Raw genomic sequence first — 17493 nt, forward strand, 5'->3', positions numbered from 1 at the left:
GTGTAAAGAGTGGGGAAACCCACTCTTTATCTTTGGTATATAGCAAAAGACAAGTTCGTGGAGGTTATTTTCTTTTGAGCACACCTAAATCCCAAATTAAACAAACGGTAGAGCAGATGCTTGGGCCCTATCTCGAGGACAATGGTTTCGAACTGGTGGACGTTGAATATGTGAAGGAAGGTTCCAACTGGTTTTTGCGTATATTCGTAGATAAAGAAGGCGGCATTGATATTGATGATTGTGGTGCCATCAGCGAATATTTCAGTCAGAAGCTGGATGAGAATGATCCTATACCTGAGGCTTATTTTCTTGAGGTATCCTCACCGGGTGCTGAACGCCCGCTTAAAAAAGCTGCGGATGTCGCCAAAGCGGTTGGCAAGGATGTCTATGTAACGGTGTATGAGCCGATTCAAGGACTTAAGGAATTCGAAGGCCGTTTGCTCTCGTTCGAGAACGAGGAACTGCTCATCTCCGCGGGCAAAAAAGAACATGTTGTACCGTATGCCAAAGTCGCCAGTGCGAGATTGGCCATTATTTTTTAACGTCTTGAAAGGGGGACCGGAATTTCATGAGTATGGATTTTATCGAAGCTATGAATGAACTGGAAAGGGAGAAAGGCATCAGTAAGGATGTGCTGTTCGAAGCCATCGAAGCTGCGCTGATCTCCAGCTATAAACGCAACTTCAATGCGGCGCAGAATGTGCGTGTGGATATGAACCGCAACACAGGTGTAATCAAGGTGTTTGCCCGCAAACTGATTGTTGAGGAGGTACTGGATACCCGGACTGAGATCTCGCTGATGTCTGCCCGGGAGATCAACCCTCATTTTCAATTGGAGGATATCGCCGAGCTTGAAGTAACGCCGCGTGATTTTGGCCGTATTGCTGCCCAGACGGCCAAGCAGGTGGTAACTCAGCGTATCCGCGAAGCGGAGCGCGGACTCATCTATAACGCCTTTATCGACAAGGAAGATGACATTGTTACCGGCCTTGTGCAGCGTCAGGACATGCGCAACATCTACGTTGACCTTGGGAAAATCGAAGCGGTTCTGCCGCTCAGCGAGCTGATGCCGGGAGAAAAGTTCAAGCAAAGCGAGCGCATCAAGGCATATATCACTAAGGTTGAGAACACGACCAAAGGGCCGCAGATCATGCTGTCGCGTAGTCATCCCGGCCTCTTGAAACGCCTGTTCGAGCTGGAGGTTCCAGAAATTTTTGACGGTGTCGTTGAAATTCGTTCTGTAGCCCGCGAAGCTGGCTTCCGTTCCAAGATTGCCGTCTTCTCCCGCAATCCTGAAGTAGATCCAGTCGGTTCGTGCGTAGGCCCTAGAGGCACACGAGTTCAGACGATCGTTACGGAGCTGCGCGGCGAGAAGATTGATATCGTCCGTTATTCTGAAGCGGTTCAGGAGTATGTAGCCAACGCGCTTAGCCCTTCCAAGGTGCTTGAGGTTCAAGTCTTTGAGGCGGAAAAGATGGCTCGTGTCATTGTTCCTGATTATCAATTGTCGCTCGCAATCGGCATCAAGGGACAGAATGCCCGTCTTGCCGCGAAGCTGACCGGCTGGAAAATTGATATCAAGAGCGAAAGCCAGGCAGAGCAGGAATACGGCAGACCAAGAACTTCTAATGATGAAATGCATCAGGATTCCGTCTCCATTGACTAATCAACCTGCTCTATTTTAGAGGGGAGGCGATTGACATGAAACAGCGTAAGGTACCGCTGCGCAAATGCGTTGCAAGCCAGGAGATGATGCCCAAGAAAGAGCTGATTCGCGTGGTGAGAACGCCTGAGGGCGAAGTGCTGATAGACCTGACTGGCAAAAAGTCGGGCCGGGGAGCCTATATTTGCGGCAAACTGGAATGTTTTAAGCTGGCACAAAAGAATAAAGCACTTGACCGTGCACTCAAATGTCAAGTGAGTCCTGAAATCTATGCCCAGCTTGCTCGGGATTTTGCATCCGTCGAGGAGCAGTTTCTGGCAGCAAAGGATAGTGAGGACAATGAGTAAGGCACTTTCTTATTTAGGGCTTGCCATGAGAGCTGGCAAGATTGTCACCGGCGACGAAGCTGTGCTCAAAGCAGTACGGTCTTCGGAGGCGAAGCTGGTCGTCCTCGCAGGTGACGCTTCAGAAAATACTCAGAAAAAGTTCCGTGACAAGTGCGGAACCTACGATATTCCACTAGTAATCGCATTTCACCGGGATGAACTCGGTGCAAGTATTGGTAAGGACCAGCGCGTTGTGCTGGCCGTTACGGATAAAGGATTCGCGGAAATGATCTCCAGAGTGCTCGGAGATACTGTCGGAGGTGGAGTTATTGACTAAAGAAGACAATAAGGATAAGCTGCGCGTGTATGAATACGCGAAATCGCTCAATATGAGCAGTAAAGAAATTATTACAATTCTGAAGCGTTTGAATGTCCCTGTGAATAATCATATGAGTGTCATGGAGAATGGCTCCGTGAACAAAGTGGAACAGTTCTTCAAGGATATCAAGTCAAACGCTGCAGCTAAGCGGGACAGCGGAACCAGCAGCCGTCCGGCATCTGCCGGAACGGTAACCGCCGATCCCCAAAATGCTCAGAATGCCAACAAAAATCAACCGGAAAAGCAGGTAGGTATGAACAGTAACCAAAACAACAACCAATCGATGACGTCCCCAAGGCCCCAAAGCGGACAAGATTCCCGCAGAGCAACAACAGGTTCCACACAGAATTCCCGTCCGCAGAGCTCCACTAGCGGCAATCGTCCACAAGGCAGTTCCACAGGCAGCCGTCCGCAAGGCGGCTCCACTGGCGGTAGCCGTCCACAAGGCAGCTCCACTGGCGGCAGCCGTCCACAAGGCAGCTCCACTGGCGGCAGCCGTCCACAAGGCAGCTCCACCGGAGGCAGCCGTCCACAAGGCAGTTCCACTGGTAGCCGCCCACAAGGCCAAGGCAGCGGTGCACCACGTACTGGCGCACCACAAGGTCAAGGTGGAGCACGTACGGCTGACAGCCGTCCACAAGGTCAAGGTGGCGGTGATTTCTCCCGTGGCGGCGACAAAGGTCCCAAAAAGAACACAACTGGCGGCAGACCAAATAACAACAGCGGCCAGAAACGCTTTGAAGACGGTAAAGGCGGCAATTTCCGCGGCCGTGGCGGCAAGAACAACCGTGGCAGAAATCAGCCGACAGTATACCGCGAAAAGATTGACAACACACCGAAGAAGATCATTGTACGCGGCAGCATGACTGTCGGTGAAACAGCTAAGCTGCTTCACAAGGATGCTTCCGAAGTGATCAAGAAGCTGATCTCCATGGGCGTTATGGCTACGATTAATCAGGAGCTTGATATCGACACTATTTTGCTTCTGGCCGGCGAGTTCGGTGTTGAAGTTGAAGTGAAGATCCCTGTGGACGAAGACAGCTTCGAAACTGTGGAAGAAAATGATTCCGAAGATGATCTGCAGGCCCGTCCTCCGGTTGTAACGATCATGGGTCACGTTGACCATGGTAAAACAACTTTGCTTGATGCCATTCGTTCCACGAACGTAACCGGCGGTGAAGCAGGCGGAATCACACAGCATATCGGAGCATACCAAGTCGAAATTAACCACAAAAAAATTACGTTCCTCGATACACCGGGCCATGAAGCGTTCACAGCTATGCGTGCCCGTGGTGCTCAGGTTACGGATATGACAATTATCGTCGTAGCAGCTGATGACGGTGTAATGCCGCAAACGGTGGAAGCAATCAACCATGCCAAGGCAGCCGGACTTCCGATCATTGTTGCAGTTAACAAGATCGATAAGCCGGGCGCAGATCCTGACAAGGTGAAGCAGGAGCTTACTAGTTATGAACTGGTTCCGGAAGAGTGGGGCGGCGATACAATCTTCGTCAACCTGTCAGCCAAACAGCGTATTAACCTGGAAGAACTGCTGGAAATGATTCTGCTCGTTGCTGAAGTAAATGAGTACAAGGCGAACCCGGACAAACGGGCACGCGGTACTGTTATAGAGGCTGAGCTTGACAAAAACCGTGGACCAGTTGCCCGAATTCTCGTACAGAATGGTACGCTGAAAGTCGGAGACGCCTTTGTTGCAGGTAACTGTTTCGGACGCGTACGTGCCATGGTCAATGACAAGGGACGCAAGATTAAGGAAGCGGGACCTTCCACACCAGTGGAAATTACCGGTTTGACGGAAGTGCCGCAGGCTGGCGATCCGTTCATGGCCTTTGAAGATGAGCGCAAAGCCCGTGCTATTGCTGACAGACGTTCTACGTCTCAGCGCCAGTCCGAGCTGAACACGAACACCCGCGTAACGCTGGATGATCTGTTCAAGCACATCAAAGACGGCGAGATCAAAGATCTCAACGTGATCATCAAGGGTGACGTACAAGGTTCGGTAGAGGCACTGAAAGGCTCGTTGGCCAAAATCGAAGTTGAAGGTGTGCGCGTGAAGATCATTCACAGTGGTGCTGGTGCGATTACGGAATCCGACATCACCTTGGCGGCAGCATCCAATGCTATCGTTATCGGCTTCAACGTTCGTCCGGATACTCAGACGAAAGCGGCTGCCGAGCAGGAGAAAGTGGATGTGCGTCTGCACAACATCATCTACAATGTAATTGAAGAAATTGAAAGTGCGATGAAAGGGATGCTTGATCCCATCTACAAAGAGAACGTTATCGGCCATGCTGAAGTGCGTAATGTCTTCAAAATCAGCAAAGTGGGTACTATTGCAGGATGTATGGTTACTTCCGGCAAAATCACCCGCAATGCCGAAATGCGCCTGATCCGCAGCGGTATCGTTGTCTTCCAAGGCAAGATCGACACCTTGAAACGTTTCAAAGATGATGCAAAAGAAGTGGCGCAGGGTTATGAATGCGGCATAACTTTGGAACGCTATAATGATGTCGTTGAAGGCGACATTATCGAAGCGTTCATCATGGAAACGGTAGAGCGCTAAGCGAAGAGGTGATATAGATGTCTAAAATCAGAGCCGGACGAGTTGGCGAACAGATCAAAAAAGAACTGAGCCAGCTCATCCAAAGTGGACTAAAAGACCCGCGCATCGGGTTTGTGACAGTAACCGGCGTAGACGTGACCAACGATCTGTCGCAGGCGAAAGTCTACCTGAGCGTATTTGGGGACGAAGAGCAGGTCACGGGTTCGCTCAAAGCGATTGAGAAAGCCAACGGTTTTCTCCGCTCGGAGCTTGGCAAAGCGATCCGCCTTCGTCATACCCCTGAGCTGATCTTCAAGATTGACGAATCCGTTGCTTACGGAAGCCATATCGAGAAGCTGCTTGGTGAAATTGGCAAGAACGAAGAAAGCTAGGAAACATAAAGGAGACGGCGAATGCAGAGCTATGAACAAAGTCTCCAGCAGACCCGTAAGTTTCTGCTGGAACACGACGATTATCTTGTAGTGTCGCATGTTCAGCCGGACGGAGATGCAGTCAGCTCCACCCTCGCGGTGGGCTGGCTTCTCTCATGTCTGGGCAAAAAATATACTATGCTGAATGAAGGACCGATCCCGCAACGGATGGAATACCTATGGCATGCTGATGAGATTGTTAATTTGGCTGACGGTGAGCTCTCCCGGCAATACCAGAATGTCATTTGCGTCGATTGTGCCGATTTTCAGCGTGTAGGGCTTACCCAGCGTCATTTTGCCACCGATGCCCTCATCGTAAATATAGATCATCATCCTACGAACAACGGTTATGGCTACGTTACGCTGATTAAACCGGATGCTGCTGCGACTGCGGAAATTTTGTTCGATCTGTTGAAGACGTTTGAGGTGGAATGGGATATAGATATCGCCACAGCTCTCTACACTGGATTGTTGACGGATACCGGTGGTTTTCGCTACAGCAATACTTCCCCTAAAGTGATGGCGGCGGTTTCTGAGCTGCTCGAACTCGGTGTAAATGGACCAACGCTTGCGGAAACGCTGCTGGAGGAAATGACACTGGCACAAGTTAAGGTGCTGAATCGGGCGCTAAGTACTTTGCAGCTATCACCTGAAGGCGAAATAGCCTGGGTATCAGTGACACCTCAAGATATGCTGGATTGTGAAGCCGCGAACGAAGATCTTGAAGGTATCGTGAACTATCCCCGGAATATCCGTGGCGTAGAGGTAGGAATTCTGTTTAAGGTTATTCATGAGCGTGCTGTGAAGGTTAGCCTGCGTTCTGCAGGTAAAGTAGATGTTGCTGCTTTGGCGCAAAGCTTTGGTGGAGGCGGACATACCCGCGCAGCGGGTGCACGTATCGATGCCACACTGGAAGAAGCTGTTCCAATGGTACTTCAGGAGGTCAGACGTCATTTATGAGTGAGCTTACAGGTGTTTTAGCCGTGTATAAGCCTGCCGGATTCACTTCACATGATGTAGTTGCCAAAGCTAGACGTATTCTCGGTATGAAACGGATCGGGCATACGGGTACGCTTGATCCCCAGGTGACTGGTGTTCTGCCGCTCTGCCTTGGGCGGGCAACACGTGTCGTTGAATACATTCAGGAGCTTCCCAAAGAATATGTAGCCACGTTGAGACTAGGGGTATCCAGTGATACAGAGGATTTAACCGGGACAATTACGGAAACGGTTGAAGAAGTCCATGTCACGGAAGCTGAAGTACTCACTGTGCTTAATTCTTTCAAAGGCGTGATTTCACAGGTGCCACCCATGTATTCCGCTGTCAAGGTCGACGGCAAACGTCTATATGAACTCGCCAGAGAAGGCAAAACAGTGGAGCGTAAAAGCCGTGAAGTGGAAATCTATGAGATTGAGATGACCGGTATGGTCTGGAGCGGCAATCATCCTGATATTACATTTCGTGTTCTGTGTTCCAAAGGTACTTATATCCGTACACTTTGTGTGGATATCGGACGGGCACTCGGACTTCCTGGAGTCATGGTTACGCTTGAACGAACCATGTCAGCAGGGATAGCGGCCAGTCATTGCTTAACCCTGGAGCAAATAGCTGAAAACAAAGAAGCAGGTACACTGGTGGAACATTTGATTGCAGCGGATGAAGCCATTTCCCATTTACCCAGACATACAGTGATTGATGAGAAAAAGAAAGCAGCTCTGCAGGGACAGCGCCTGTCGATCCGTCATGTGGCGCCTGAAGTGAAACAGAATGGACATTTTCGTCTGTATGACGTAAAGGGTGAGTTCCTGGGTATTTATGAATTAGAAGATACAGGGGCGATCGCTCCCGTTAAGGTATTTGCACAAGCATAAATTTTATTTCATTTAGTGAATTGTAGGTGAGAAACAGCGTGAGAACCGTAACCTTAAGCTATCCGATACCGCCGGAGACCGCAGCTCTGTGGGCACGGCCGCAAGTGGCCGCTCTGGGTCAGTTTGACGGACTGCACCGTGGACATGCCAGTGTCATTGCATCCGCTGTTGCTCTGGCCCGTCAGGAGGGTATACCCGCTTCAGTCATGACCTTCCATCCGCATCCTAAGGATGTTATGGGCAAAGGAGACTATGATGGATATCTGACTCCTCCAAAAGACAAGCAGGAAATCCTTGCGGGTATGGGTGTTGATATTTTGTATATCATTGAATTTAATGAGCAGCTTTCAAAAGTAAGTCCGGAGGATTTCGTATCAGTGATGCTGCTACCGCTTCAGATTGTAACCGCCGTAGTCGGCTTTGATTTCCGTTTTGGCTATCTTGGAGAGGGTGACCCTGAACGGCTTCAAGAGCTGGGTCAAGGGGCAATGAGCGTTGTAACTGCACCTCCGTTCCTGATTGAGGGAGAAAAGGTAAGCAGCTCCGGAATTCGGAAAAGCCTCCAGAATGGCGAAATTACCCTGGCGAATACATGGTTCGGACGCTGTTATCATCTGCGGGGAACAGTGGTGCATGGAGAGAAGCGTGGACGCACGATAGGGTTTCCAACAGCTAACGTGCAACTAGAGGATCGTTATGTTATTCCTGCCAAAGGTGTTTATGCTGTCAGAGTATTCTATAAGGATGAAGTACTTCACGGGGTAATGAACGTTGGTGTGAAACCAACCTTCCATGAAGGAGTAACAGCGCCCAGCTTTGAGGTGCATTTGTTTGATTTTTCGGGGGATATATACGGACAGGAGCTTGAGTTGGAGCTGGTCTCATTCATCCGTCCTGAGCGTAAGTTTGACTCTATCGGCGCCTTGATCGAACAAATTGGTGAGGATGCCGAGACAGCAAAAAGTCTGCTGGAAGATCAAGCCTGATTCACAGTGGACATGCCGTTTACATTTGTCTGCGAAGGTGCTATACTGATTAACGTTGCTGGAATGACAGCATCATAACCTTAGCTTGGTTGCATGTTCTCACCGACGGTGACGAGGCTATTGGCGATTATATTGAAGGAGGTGAACAGGATGGCATTGACTCAAGAACGTAAACACCAATTGATTGACGAGCACAAAACTCATGAATCCGATACAGGATCCCCTGAGGTGCAAGTTGCTATCCTTACGGAGAACATCGTTAATTTGACTGACCACTTGCGTACGCACAAGAAGGATCATCATTCCCGTCGCGGACTGCTGAAGATGGTTGGACAACGTCGTAAACTGCTGGCGTATTTGAAAAACAAAGACATCAGACGTTACAGCGCCCTGATCGAAAAACTGGGATTGCGTCGCTAATTTTCCATAATCTTTACCCTAAAGCAGCCTGGTTGTATACCGTATGTCCTTCTTACGAGCGACAGCGGGACAGCCGGGTTGCTTTTTGAAAATTTAGGGGAAACTATGGTAAGCAGCAAGTGGATATGATTTGCACAAAACGGCTACTTAACCTCAGCTTGAGGACAAGCCGTTTTTGCATGAAATATAAGAATTTATAGTCGTTGAGCTATAGGTGATCCTTATATTTTTGAGGAAACGGGAGAGCTTAATTTACATACGCTGAAGCTGTTTCTTCATAAAGGATAAGGATTTATATATTCCACGCTATAAATTTTCCTTCTCTTTCTCGCTGAAACGAATACCGTCCTAATAAGGACGGCATAGCCGTTTCCACTTGTATAACTTACGTTTTGCTTAAGGCTAACATTGAACCTGCGATCGTGAACGGCGGGTCTACTACCATTCAAGGAGGGATTTTATGGAAAAACGTGTAGAAATGCTACTTGGCGGAAGACGCCTTGTACTCGAAACGGGCCGATTGGCCAAACAGGCAAATGCTGCGGTTATGGTCCGTTATGGTGATACTTCAGTATTGTGTACGGTTACAGCGTCCAGTGAGCCTAAAGATCTGGATTTTTTCCCGCTTACAGTTAACTACGAGGAAAGACTATATGCAGTTGGTAAAATCCCCGGAGGATTTATCAAACGTGAGGGCAGACCCAGCGAGAAGGCAATTCTGTCCAGCCGTCTCACGGACCGTCCGATTCGCCCATTGTTTCCTGAAGGATTCCGCAATGATGTACAGGTTCTTAATCTGGTAATGAGTGTGGATCAGGATTGTGCACCCGATATTGCTGCTATGATTGGTACTTCTGCTGCACTCAGTATTTCTGATGTGCCTTTCAGCGGTCCGATCGGCGGTGTGGCTGTAGGCCGTATTAACGGTGAATTCATCATTAATCCTGATGTTGCGCAACAAGCCGTCAGCGATATTTATGTAGTTGTAGCCGGAACCAAGGACGCCATCATGATGGTGGAAGCAGAAGCCAATGAAGTGCCGGAAGATGTAATGCTGGAAGCCATCATGTTCGGACATGATGAAGTCCGCAAGATCGTTGCTGTGATCGAGGAACTGGTTGCGGTTGCCGGTAAAGAAAAAATGGCAGTGAAACTGCATGCTGTAAATGCGGATGTGAACGCAGAAGTTCGCGCGTATGCACAGATTCGCTTGGTAGAGGCAGTGAAGATCGCCGAGAAGCATGCCCGTCAGGATGCCATCGATTTGATTAATAATGAAACGGTGGAGTATTTCGCAGAGAAATACATAGAAACACCGGAGCTTCTGAAAGATGTTAAGGAAGTGCTGCATGATATCGTGAAGGATGAAGTAAGACGTCTGATCACACATGACAAAATCCGTCCGGATGGACGCAAACTGGATGAAATCCGTCCCATTGAATGTGACACTGCTCTGCTGCCACGGACACATGGTTCCGGTCTCTTCACACGTGGACAGACACAGATCCTTAGCGTATGTACACTTGGAGCTCTCGGCGATGTGCAAATTCTCGATGGAATTGATCCGACGGAGACCAAACGATTCATGCACCACTACAACTTTCCTCCTTTCAGCGTAGGGGAAGCTCGTCCGCTTAGAGCACCTGGCCGCCGTGAGATTGGACATGGAGCTCTGGGTGAACGCGCGTTGTCCAAAGTTATCCCTAGTGAAACCGAATTTCCGTACACGATTCGTCTGGTATCAGAAGCCATTGAATCCAACGGATCAACTTCCCAAGCGAGTATCTGCGCCAGTATTCTGGCAATGATGGATGCGGGTGTGCCAATTAAGGCCCCTGTAGCCGGTGTAGCTATGGGTCTGATCAAAGACGGAGATCATGTCTCGATTCTTACCGATATTCAAGGGATGGAAGATCATTTAGGCGATATGGACTTTAAGGTAGCTGGTACGGCTGAAGGGGTTACGGCGATTCAGATGGATATCAAAATCGACGGCATCGACCGTAAGATTCTTCAGGATGCGCTGCAGCAGGCGAAAGAAGGACGGATGTTCATCTTGGGCAAAATGATGGAAGCCATCTCCGAACCTAGAACAAGCCTGTCTAAATATGCTCCCAAAATCATTATCATCAACATCAATCCGGACAAAATCCGTGATGTTATCGGTGCGGGTGGCAAGATCATCAACAAAATCATTGAGGAAACCGGCGTGAAAATCGACATCGAGCAGGATGGTCGTGTCTTTATCGGATCTTCAGACGAAGCGATGATTCAAAAAGCGCGCGGCATTATCGAAGGCATTGTGCGTGAAGTGCAGGTTGGCGAAATCTATGTGGGTACAGTCAGACGTATCGAGAAGTTTGGTGCATTTGTTGAACTCATTCCGGGCAAAGACGGGTTGGTGCACATTTCCCAGCTGTCCACAGAGCGTGTAGCCAAGGTAGAGGATGTAGTGGCCATCGGCGATACGATTACTGTCAAGGTAACCGAAATCGACCAGCAGGGCCGCGTCAATTTGTCACGTAAAGCTGTGCTGACTTCGGAAGGCGCAGCCAAAGCGTAATTTCACTGTTACTTCAAACACAGGTTAAATGTATGAATGGGAAGAGACAGAAGCAATTTCGTTCTGGCTCTTTTTTTAAATATATAGGGCTGAATATCCGGCTGACCAAGCTCCACGCTGTGGGGCTATTTTAGAATATAGAATTTATATGTTTCACACATTAAATTATCCTTATATTTCTCACTGAAACGGCTACCGTCCCCAAAAAGGACGGCGTAGCCGTTTCTACTTGAGTTGCGGGCATATTTTCCTCCGGGGGTTCATAGGCTGGGACAAAGTGTCCCTGCACCTGCTCTGTGCCGGGACCGACAAATGAACGTTTCTGCCGAGGAGGAAAGGCGTCATGAAGACGGAAAAAGCGGCACTTGTACTGGCCTGTATCGCTGTGGTAATCGGCATCGGCAGTACCCAAGGTCCTGTAAAAGAGATGCTCTCCCAGCTTAAGCCACCGACAGAACTGGCTGTATGGAACGAGGTCTCAGCAGAGCCGGGGAAGGATCTACGAACGATCATCGAGAGCAAGGCATCCAAACTGAACAGCCCGCCAGTGGATGCGACTGTGGACCGTGTGTGGAAGGCTATACCGGGCTATAACGGTCTGGAGGTAGATGTGGAGGCAACCTACAGGAATGCACGGCTTAAGGGGCCAAATGACGGCTTGAAGCTGTTCTACCGCCAAATTCAGCCTAAGATTTCATTAAGTGACTTGGGGGCGCAGCCCATCTACCGGGGCAATCCGGCGAAACCGATGGTATCACTGATGATCAATGTCGCATGGGGGAACCAGTATATTATCCCGATGCTGGACATTCTGGATCAGGAACAGGTGAAGGTCACCTTTTTTCTGGATGGCAGTTGGCTTAGTCATAATAAAGAATTGGCAAGGGAAATGCAGAAACGCGGTCATGAAATGGAGAATCACGCATATACCCATCCCAATATGAGCACTTTGAGCAGGGCCAGGGCTACCGCTGAAATTCGGAAAACGCAAAATCTTTTAAAGGAAAGTCTCGGCGTAACGAATATTTGGTTTGCACCTCCATCCGGTGATTTTGACCAGGAAACTGTAGAGATTGCCGCCTCGCTTGGTCTTAAAACAGTACTGTGGACGCTCGATACGGTGGATTGGCGCAATCCTTCACCGGAATCGATCATAACCAAAATCAGCAGTAAGGCGGAGCCGGGAACCCTGATTCTTATGCATCCGACAGCTTCCTCATCTCAGGCACTGAAAGGCATGATCCGGGGAATAAAGGCTAAAGGGCTGCAACTGGGAACAGTAAGCCAAACGTTATCTTCAGAGCGTGTGCTGCCTGCCGATGTTGAGTGAGCCGTATAATTCTGGTAGGATAAAAGCGCGTATACCAAATACAGATAGAACCAGGGCTATGCCAGGAGGATTTAGAAGTGGAAAAAATAGTGTTATCAAACGGCCTCAGGGTGGTAACGGAAAAAATCCCCACCGGCCGATCCGTTTCCTTTGGAATCTGGGTCAAAACAGGCTCCCGCAATGAGACTCCGCAGAATAACGGGATTTCTCATTTTATTGAGCATATGCTGTTCAAAGGCACCGAACGGTACAGTGCAAAGGATATTGCCGAACAGTTCGATGCGATTGGCGGTAACGTCAATGCATTTACCTCTAAGGAATACACATGCTATTATGCCAAAGTTTTGGATGAGCATCTGCCCATTGCCGTGGATGTGCTGGCCGATATGTTCTTCCGATCACGTATGGATGCTGAAGAGCTTGCCAAGGAAAAAAACGTCATTCTGGAGGAAATCGCCATGTGTGAGGACACTCCGGATGATCTGGTTCATGATCTGATGTGTGCTGCAGCCTACGGCGAACACCCGCTGGCGTATTCAATTCTGGGCCTCAAAGAACGTCTTCAGGAAATGACTCCGGATGATCTCCGGGCCTATATGAAGGCTCAGTATACGATTGAAAATACGGTCATCAGCATTGCCGGGAATATTAATGATGGACTGGCAGAGCTGCTAGAGAAACACTTTGGATCTTTTCAAAATCATGGTGAATCCGCAGTGCTGACAGTGCCTGATTTCCAAGGCGAGCTGCTGTTCCACCGCAAAAAGACAGAGCAAAACCATATTTGCCTCTCTTTGCCGGGTGTGCAAAGCGGTGGTCCCCTGCAATACCCGATGGTGCTGCTGAATAATGCAATTGGCGGCGGTATGAGCTCACGTATATTTCAGGAGATCCGTGAAAAGCGCGGCTTGGCCTATTCAGTATATTCCTATCACAGCTCCCAGGCGGATAGCGGGATGTTCACTGTATACGCAGGAACTGCACCGAAGCAGACCAAAGAGGTCACAGAACTGATCAAAGAAATGATGGTTGAGCTTGCTGTCCACGGGCTTAGCGAAGATGAATTGAGAAAGGGCAAGGAGCAGCTTAAAGGAAGCCTGATTCTTAGCCTTGAAAGCACGAGCAGCCGGATGAACCGTATCGGTAAAAACGAGCTGATGCTTGGAAGACATGATACACTGGATGATATGATCGCCAAAATCCAGCAGGTGACAATGGATGATGTCAACCATTTGCTGGATCATATGTTTGCGGAGCCGCTTGCACTAGCGATGGTGGGCTCAACAGACAAAGCTATTGCCAATGTTAGGAGAGATGATCTTGTCGTACTACGTTCAAATTAATAAGCTTCCCGGGAATGAGGATGTAGAGCTTCCCCGTAAAATGTCTGAGCAGGCCTCGGGTTATGACCTGTATGCCGCCGTGGGAGAGGCTGTTGTGCTTGCTCCGGGCGGGCGGGCACTAATCCCCACAGGAATATCACTGGCCATGCCAGACGGCCTGGAGGCGCAGATCCGGCCGCGCAGCGGGCTTGCGCTGAAGCATGGTATCACCTGCCTGAACACACCTGGAACCATTGATGCCGATTACCGCGGTGAGATCAAAGTGCTGCTCATCAACCTGGGACAGGAACCCTTTGCCATCGCCCGCAACGAGCGGATTGCCCAAATGGTCTTTCAGGCTGTACCGTCAGTGACACTGGTCGAAGTGGATGAACTGTCAGAGACGGAGCGCGGAGCCGGAGGCTTCGGACATACAGGTAAATAAAATGCTTTTTTCTTTACATTGATTATTAACTTGAGCTAAGCATTACCAATACACACCGGATTGGATTCGGTAGATATTGGTTGCTTAGCTTTTTTTAATTGATCAACTGATATTGATAACGCTGCTTACGGTGCATACCTGAGGCGGCTTATTTGTATTTGAAAGTTGTTTTGAATAGGGCCTGAGGTTCAATTCTTCCCGGCTATTCACCCATCAGCCCACCCTGGCATAAGATGCTCTATAGTCAATAGTGTGTATGTGGAAAGGAGCGTCATCCCTATGCTTACTGGCATCAGGATCGTGTTCCTGGGCGGGGACGCGAGACAGATTGAAGTGATTCGGAAATGTGTGGAAATGGATGCGACGGTAAGCGCTGCCGGGTTCGACAAGTGGGATACCCCTGGCCCAGGGGTTAGCCTTGAACAAATGTCGGTAGAGCTGCTGAGCCGTGCGGATGTACTGGTGCTGCCTACGGTAGGCTGTGATGATGAAGGGAATATCAATGCCCTTTTTTCCACGGAGCACCTGCAACTGTTGGAGGAACACGCTTCAGCACTGCCACCCGGCTGTACGGTTTATACAGGTATGGCCAAAGGTTATTTGCGTGGCCTGTGCGCCAAGCACTCCCTGAAGCTGGTGGAGCTGCTGAACCGGGACGATGTGGCAATTTACAACTCCATCCCGACAGCGGAGGGAGCGCTGGTCATGGCGATTCAGAATACGGATTTTACAATCCATGGCTCGACCTCAATGGTACTAGGCATGGGCAGAACCGGGTTCACCATGGCCAGGGCGCTGCAGGGACTCGGTTCAGTTGTGAAGGTGGGAGTAAGAAAACAAGAACATTACGCAAGGGCTGAAGAGATGGGCTGGAAGCCCTTTATGACTGGAGAGCTGCTAGTACATGCGCCGGAAGTAGATCTTATTTTCAATACCATACCAAGTATGATTATTACCGCGCAGGTGCTGTCGCGTCTCCCCAAACACTGTGTAATTATCGATCTGGCTTCCGCCCCGGGCGGATGCGATTTCCGCTATGCGGAAAAACGCGGGATCAAAGCCATGCTGGCACCGGGGCTACCCGGAATCGTTGCTCCCAAAAGCGCCGGAATTATTATGGCAGGTGCGCTGGTACAGTCGATATCGGACGAGACTTTTAACAGGGGGGACGAATAAATGGATTGGCATGGAAAAACAGTAGGTTATGCGATTACCGGTTCACACTGTACGTTTGCCGAGGTGATGCCGCAGATTCAACGGTTTATGGATGGCGGCGCCAAAGTGGTGCCAATTGTTTCAGCATCTGTGCTGAATACAGACACACGCTTTGGCACATCGGAAAATTGGCTAAAACAGTTGAAAGATATAACAGGGAATGATATCATTTCTACAATTGTTGAAGCGGAACCGCTGGGTCCTTCCAAGCTGTTGGACGTATTGACCATAGCACCCTGCACAGGGAATACAACGAGTAAGTTGGCTAATGCCATGACTGATAGCCCTGTGCTTATGGCCGCTAAGTCGCAAATGCGCAATGGCCGGCCACTGGTGCTGGCAATCTCCACCAATGATGGACTCGGGCTGAATGCATCGAATATCGCGAAGCTTTTGGTGACGAAGAATATTTATTTCGTTCCGTTCGGCCAGGATAACCCGCAGGGCAAGCCGAACTCGCTTGTGGCGCAGATGGATCTCATTCCAGAAGCCTGCTATGCGGCACTTCAGGGCAACCAGCTGCAGCCGATGATTATCGAACGGTTTCATTCAGCATAGATAACGTTTCATGCAGGCATTCTGACCATAAGGTATACATCTGCCGTCCTCATTTTGAGGGCGGTTCAACACTTTATTCAGCTAACTGAATAGTGACCCCGCATTAGGCGGATTCTTTCGACCTATGGAATGGACGGTGTATATACGTATTAGTGTGCTTGCTTAGAGAAGCAATGGAGGAATTATACATGGGTATTTTGGTGCAAAAATTCGGCGGAACCTCACTCTCCACACCAGCGGCCAGAGAACACGTAATCCGTCATGTCAAACGGGAGCTGGCTAGCGGATTCAGCCTTGTAGTAGTGGTGTCGGCAATGGGTAGAAAGGGTGAGCCGTATGCGACCGATACATTGCTGGACTGGGCGGTGCAGAACGGGGATGCCTTGCCAAGCCGTGAGAAGGATCTGCTGATGTGCTGCGGGGAGATCATTTCCGCTACCACCTTGTGCGGCCTGCTGGAGCATGAGGGTATTCCCTCAACCGTGCTGACAGGGGCCCAGGCTGGTTTTCTGACAGATAACAACTATGGCAATGCCAGGATTCTGGATGTGCGGACCGAACGCATTCTGCGCGAATTACGCGAGCATAAAGTAGTTATTGTAACCGGGTTCCAGGGTCAGACCGAAGCCGGTGATTTCACAACCCTTGGCCGTGGAGGCAGTGATACCTCAGCTACAGCTCTTGGTGCCGCACTGCGCGCGGATATGGTAGATATTTATACGGATGTGGATGGTATTCTGACCGCAGACCCGCGGATTGTCGAAGATGCGAAACAACTGACCTATGTCAGCTATACGGAAATCTGTAACATGGCTTATCAAGGGGCCAAGGTGATACATCCCCGCGCAGTGGAAATTGCCATGCAGGCTCAGATTCCGGTCCGTGTCCGCTCTACCTTCTCCGAGGCAGAAGGAACGCTTGTAACACATCCAGAAGGGTTCAGTGATGTGTCACACGGAGTAGTAGACCGTTATGTTACAGGAATTGCTTATGTCAGCAACATTACACAGATTTCAGTGGAATGTCCGAATGGTAACGGCACCGGCGTGCAATTGCAGATCTTCAAAAGCATGGCTGACAACGGGATCAGCGTGGATTTTATCAATGTTACACCAAGTGAAGCGCTGTATACGGTGAACGATGACAAGTCAGAACAGGCGATTGCTGCCCTTCAGGAGCTGGGACTGCGTCCATCGAGCCTGTCCGGCTGCGCCAAGGTTTCAGTCATTGGGGGCGGAATTAACGGGGTTCCAGGGATTATGGCCCGAATCGTTGAAGCACTCAGCTCACAGAATATTCAGATTCTGCAGTCAGCGGATTCCAATACAACCATTTGGGTTCTGGTCAAGAAAGAAGATATGGTGCAATCGCTGCGCGCTTTGCATGCCAAGTTTGAATTACACCGCTGACAAGGAGGAATT

Annotated in this window: 16 protein-coding genes and 1 pseudogene; all 17 read left to right on the forward strand. The window is 49.6% G+C overall.

The window, feature by feature from the left end:
- The first annotated feature begins 74 nt into the window (after nucleotides 1–74).
- The 17 genes and pseudogenes from rimP (at nucleotide 75) to dapG (ending at nucleotide 17481) form a co-directional block, all read left to right on the forward strand.
- Complete coding sequence (gene rimP / locus A3849_RS05660) at nucleotides 75–542, forward strand: ribosome maturation factor RimP (RefSeq protein ID WP_074088160.1); 468 nt, start codon at nucleotides 75–77, stop codon at nucleotides 540–542.
- Nucleotides 543–568: 26 nt separating this feature from the next.
- On the forward strand, nucleotides 569–1666 hold the full coding sequence (nusA, locus tag A3849_RS05665) for a transcription termination factor NusA (RefSeq protein ID WP_074088162.1): 1098 nt from the start codon (nucleotides 569–571) through the stop codon (nucleotides 1664–1666).
- A 35-nt stretch (nucleotides 1667–1701) separates the two neighbouring features.
- On the forward strand, nucleotides 1702–2010 hold the full coding sequence (gene rnpM, locus A3849_RS05670) for an RNase P modulator RnpM (RefSeq protein ID WP_019910454.1): 309 nt from the start codon (nucleotides 1702–1704) through the stop codon (nucleotides 2008–2010).
- Nucleotides 2003–2321 (forward strand): annotated as a pseudogene (locus tag A3849_RS05675) (YlxQ family RNA-binding protein); the annotation flags it as partial. The gene rnpM and the pseudogene A3849_RS05675, both read left to right, overlap by 8 nt.
- On the forward strand, nucleotides 2319–4952 hold the full coding sequence (gene infB / locus A3849_RS05680; protein WP_074110536.1) for a translation initiation factor IF-2: 2634 nt from the start codon (nucleotides 2319–2321) through the stop codon (nucleotides 4950–4952). The pseudogene A3849_RS05675 and the gene infB, both read left to right, overlap by 3 nt.
- A 17-nt stretch (nucleotides 4953–4969) precedes the next feature.
- On the forward strand, nucleotides 4970–5323 hold the full coding sequence (rbfA, locus tag A3849_RS05685) for a 30S ribosome-binding factor RbfA (RefSeq protein ID WP_020434078.1): 354 nt from the start codon (nucleotides 4970–4972) through the stop codon (nucleotides 5321–5323).
- Between the two features lie 21 nt (nucleotides 5324–5344).
- Nucleotides 5345–6322 carry a DHH family phosphoesterase gene (locus A3849_RS05690; protein WP_074110537.1) on the forward strand — a complete coding sequence of 326 codons (978 nt, stop codon included), beginning with the start codon at nucleotides 5345–5347 and terminating at the stop codon, nucleotides 6320–6322.
- The gene (gene truB / locus A3849_RS05695; protein ID WP_074110538.1) at nucleotides 6319–7233 is read left to right on the forward strand and encodes a tRNA pseudouridine(55) synthase TruB; all 915 of its coding nucleotides are present in this window, start codon (nucleotides 6319–6321) and stop codon (nucleotides 7231–7233) included. Before A3849_RS05690 ends, truB begins: the two co-directional genes overlap by 4 nt.
- 38 nt (nucleotides 7234–7271) lie before the next feature.
- A complete protein-coding gene (locus A3849_RS05700) occupies nucleotides 7272–8219 on the forward strand; it encodes a bifunctional riboflavin kinase/FAD synthetase (protein ID WP_074110539.1) in 948 nt (315 codons plus the stop codon).
- Between the two features lie 150 nt (nucleotides 8220–8369).
- On the forward strand, nucleotides 8370–8639 hold the full coding sequence (gene rpsO, locus A3849_RS05705) for a 30S ribosomal protein S15 (RefSeq protein WP_019910460.1): 270 nt from the start codon (nucleotides 8370–8372) through the stop codon (nucleotides 8637–8639).
- Between the two features lie 460 nt (nucleotides 8640–9099).
- Nucleotides 9100–11202, forward strand: coding sequence for a polyribonucleotide nucleotidyltransferase (pnp, locus tag A3849_RS05710; RefSeq protein WP_074110540.1), 2103 nt, complete (start codon nucleotides 9100–9102; stop codon nucleotides 11200–11202).
- Nucleotides 11203–11545: 343 nt separating this feature from the next.
- A complete protein-coding gene (locus A3849_RS05715) occupies nucleotides 11546–12532 on the forward strand; it encodes a polysaccharide deacetylase family protein (RefSeq protein ID WP_074110541.1) in 987 nt (328 codons plus the stop codon).
- A gap of 77 nt (nucleotides 12533–12609) precedes the next feature.
- Nucleotides 12610–13875, forward strand: coding sequence for a M16 family metallopeptidase (locus tag A3849_RS05720; protein ID WP_074110542.1), 1266 nt, complete (start codon nucleotides 12610–12612; stop codon nucleotides 13873–13875).
- Nucleotides 13853–14299, forward strand: a complete 447-nt coding sequence (dut, locus tag A3849_RS05725; protein WP_143191745.1) for a dUTP diphosphatase — start codon at nucleotides 13853–13855, stop codon at nucleotides 14297–14299. The genes A3849_RS05720 and dut overlap by 23 nt, the downstream gene beginning before the upstream one ends.
- 279 nt (nucleotides 14300–14578) lie before the next feature.
- Nucleotides 14579–15475: a dipicolinate synthase subunit DpsA gene (dpsA, locus tag A3849_RS05730; protein ID WP_074110544.1), complete on the forward strand. Its 897-nt coding sequence runs from the start codon at nucleotides 14579–14581 to the stop codon at nucleotides 15473–15475.
- Nucleotides 15476–16072, forward strand: coding sequence for a dipicolinate synthase subunit B (locus A3849_RS05735; RefSeq protein WP_074088183.1), 597 nt, complete (start codon nucleotides 15476–15478; stop codon nucleotides 16070–16072).
- Nucleotides 16073–16260: 188 nt separating this feature from the next.
- A complete protein-coding gene (dapG, locus tag A3849_RS05740; RefSeq protein WP_074110545.1) occupies nucleotides 16261–17481 on the forward strand; it encodes an aspartate kinase in 1221 nt (406 codons plus the stop codon).
- Nucleotides 17482–17493 lie beyond the last annotated feature (12 nt).

The sequence above is a fragment of the Paenibacillus sp. P46E genome, assembly GCF_001909095.1.
In the GTDB taxonomy this organism is placed as follows: Bacteria; Bacillota; Bacilli; order Paenibacillales; family Paenibacillaceae; genus Paenibacillus_AQ; species Paenibacillus_AQ helianthi.

Excerpts from the sequence above, each read along its gene's own strand:
- rbfA (WP_020434078.1), top strand. The coding sequence starts at position 4,970 with ATGTCTAAAATCAGAGCCGGACGAGTTGGCGAACAGATCAAAAAAGAA.
- A3849_RS05715 (WP_074110541.1), top strand. The coding sequence starts at position 11,546 with ATGAAGACGGAAAAAGCGGCACTTGTACTGGCCTGTATCGCTGTGGTA.
- A3849_RS05735 (WP_074088183.1), top strand. The coding sequence starts at position 15,476 with ATGGATTGGCATGGAAAAACAGTAGGTTATGCGATTACCGGTTCACAC.
- rnpM (WP_019910454.1), top strand. The coding sequence starts at position 1,702 with ATGAAACAGCGTAAGGTACCGCTGCGCAAATGCGTTGCAAGCCAGGAG.
- dapG (WP_074110545.1), top strand. The coding sequence starts at position 16,261 with ATGGGTATTTTGGTGCAAAAATTCGGCGGAACCTCACTCTCCACACCA.
- A3849_RS05690 (WP_074110537.1), top strand. The coding sequence starts at position 5,345 with ATGCAGAGCTATGAACAAAGTCTCCAGCAGACCCGTAAGTTTCTGCTG.
- truB (WP_074110538.1), top strand. The coding sequence starts at position 6,319 with ATGAGTGAGCTTACAGGTGTTTTAGCCGTGTATAAGCCTGCCGGATTC.
- dpsA (WP_074110544.1), top strand. The coding sequence starts at position 14,579 with ATGCTTACTGGCATCAGGATCGTGTTCCTGGGCGGGGACGCGAGACAG.
- rpsO (WP_019910460.1), top strand. The coding sequence starts at position 8,370 with ATGGCATTGACTCAAGAACGTAAACACCAATTGATTGACGAGCACAAA.
- pnp (WP_074110540.1), top strand. The coding sequence starts at position 9,100 with ATGGAAAAACGTGTAGAAATGCTACTTGGCGGAAGACGCCTTGTACTC.
- nusA (WP_074088162.1), top strand. The coding sequence starts at position 569 with ATGAGTATGGATTTTATCGAAGCTATGAATGAACTGGAAAGGGAGAAA.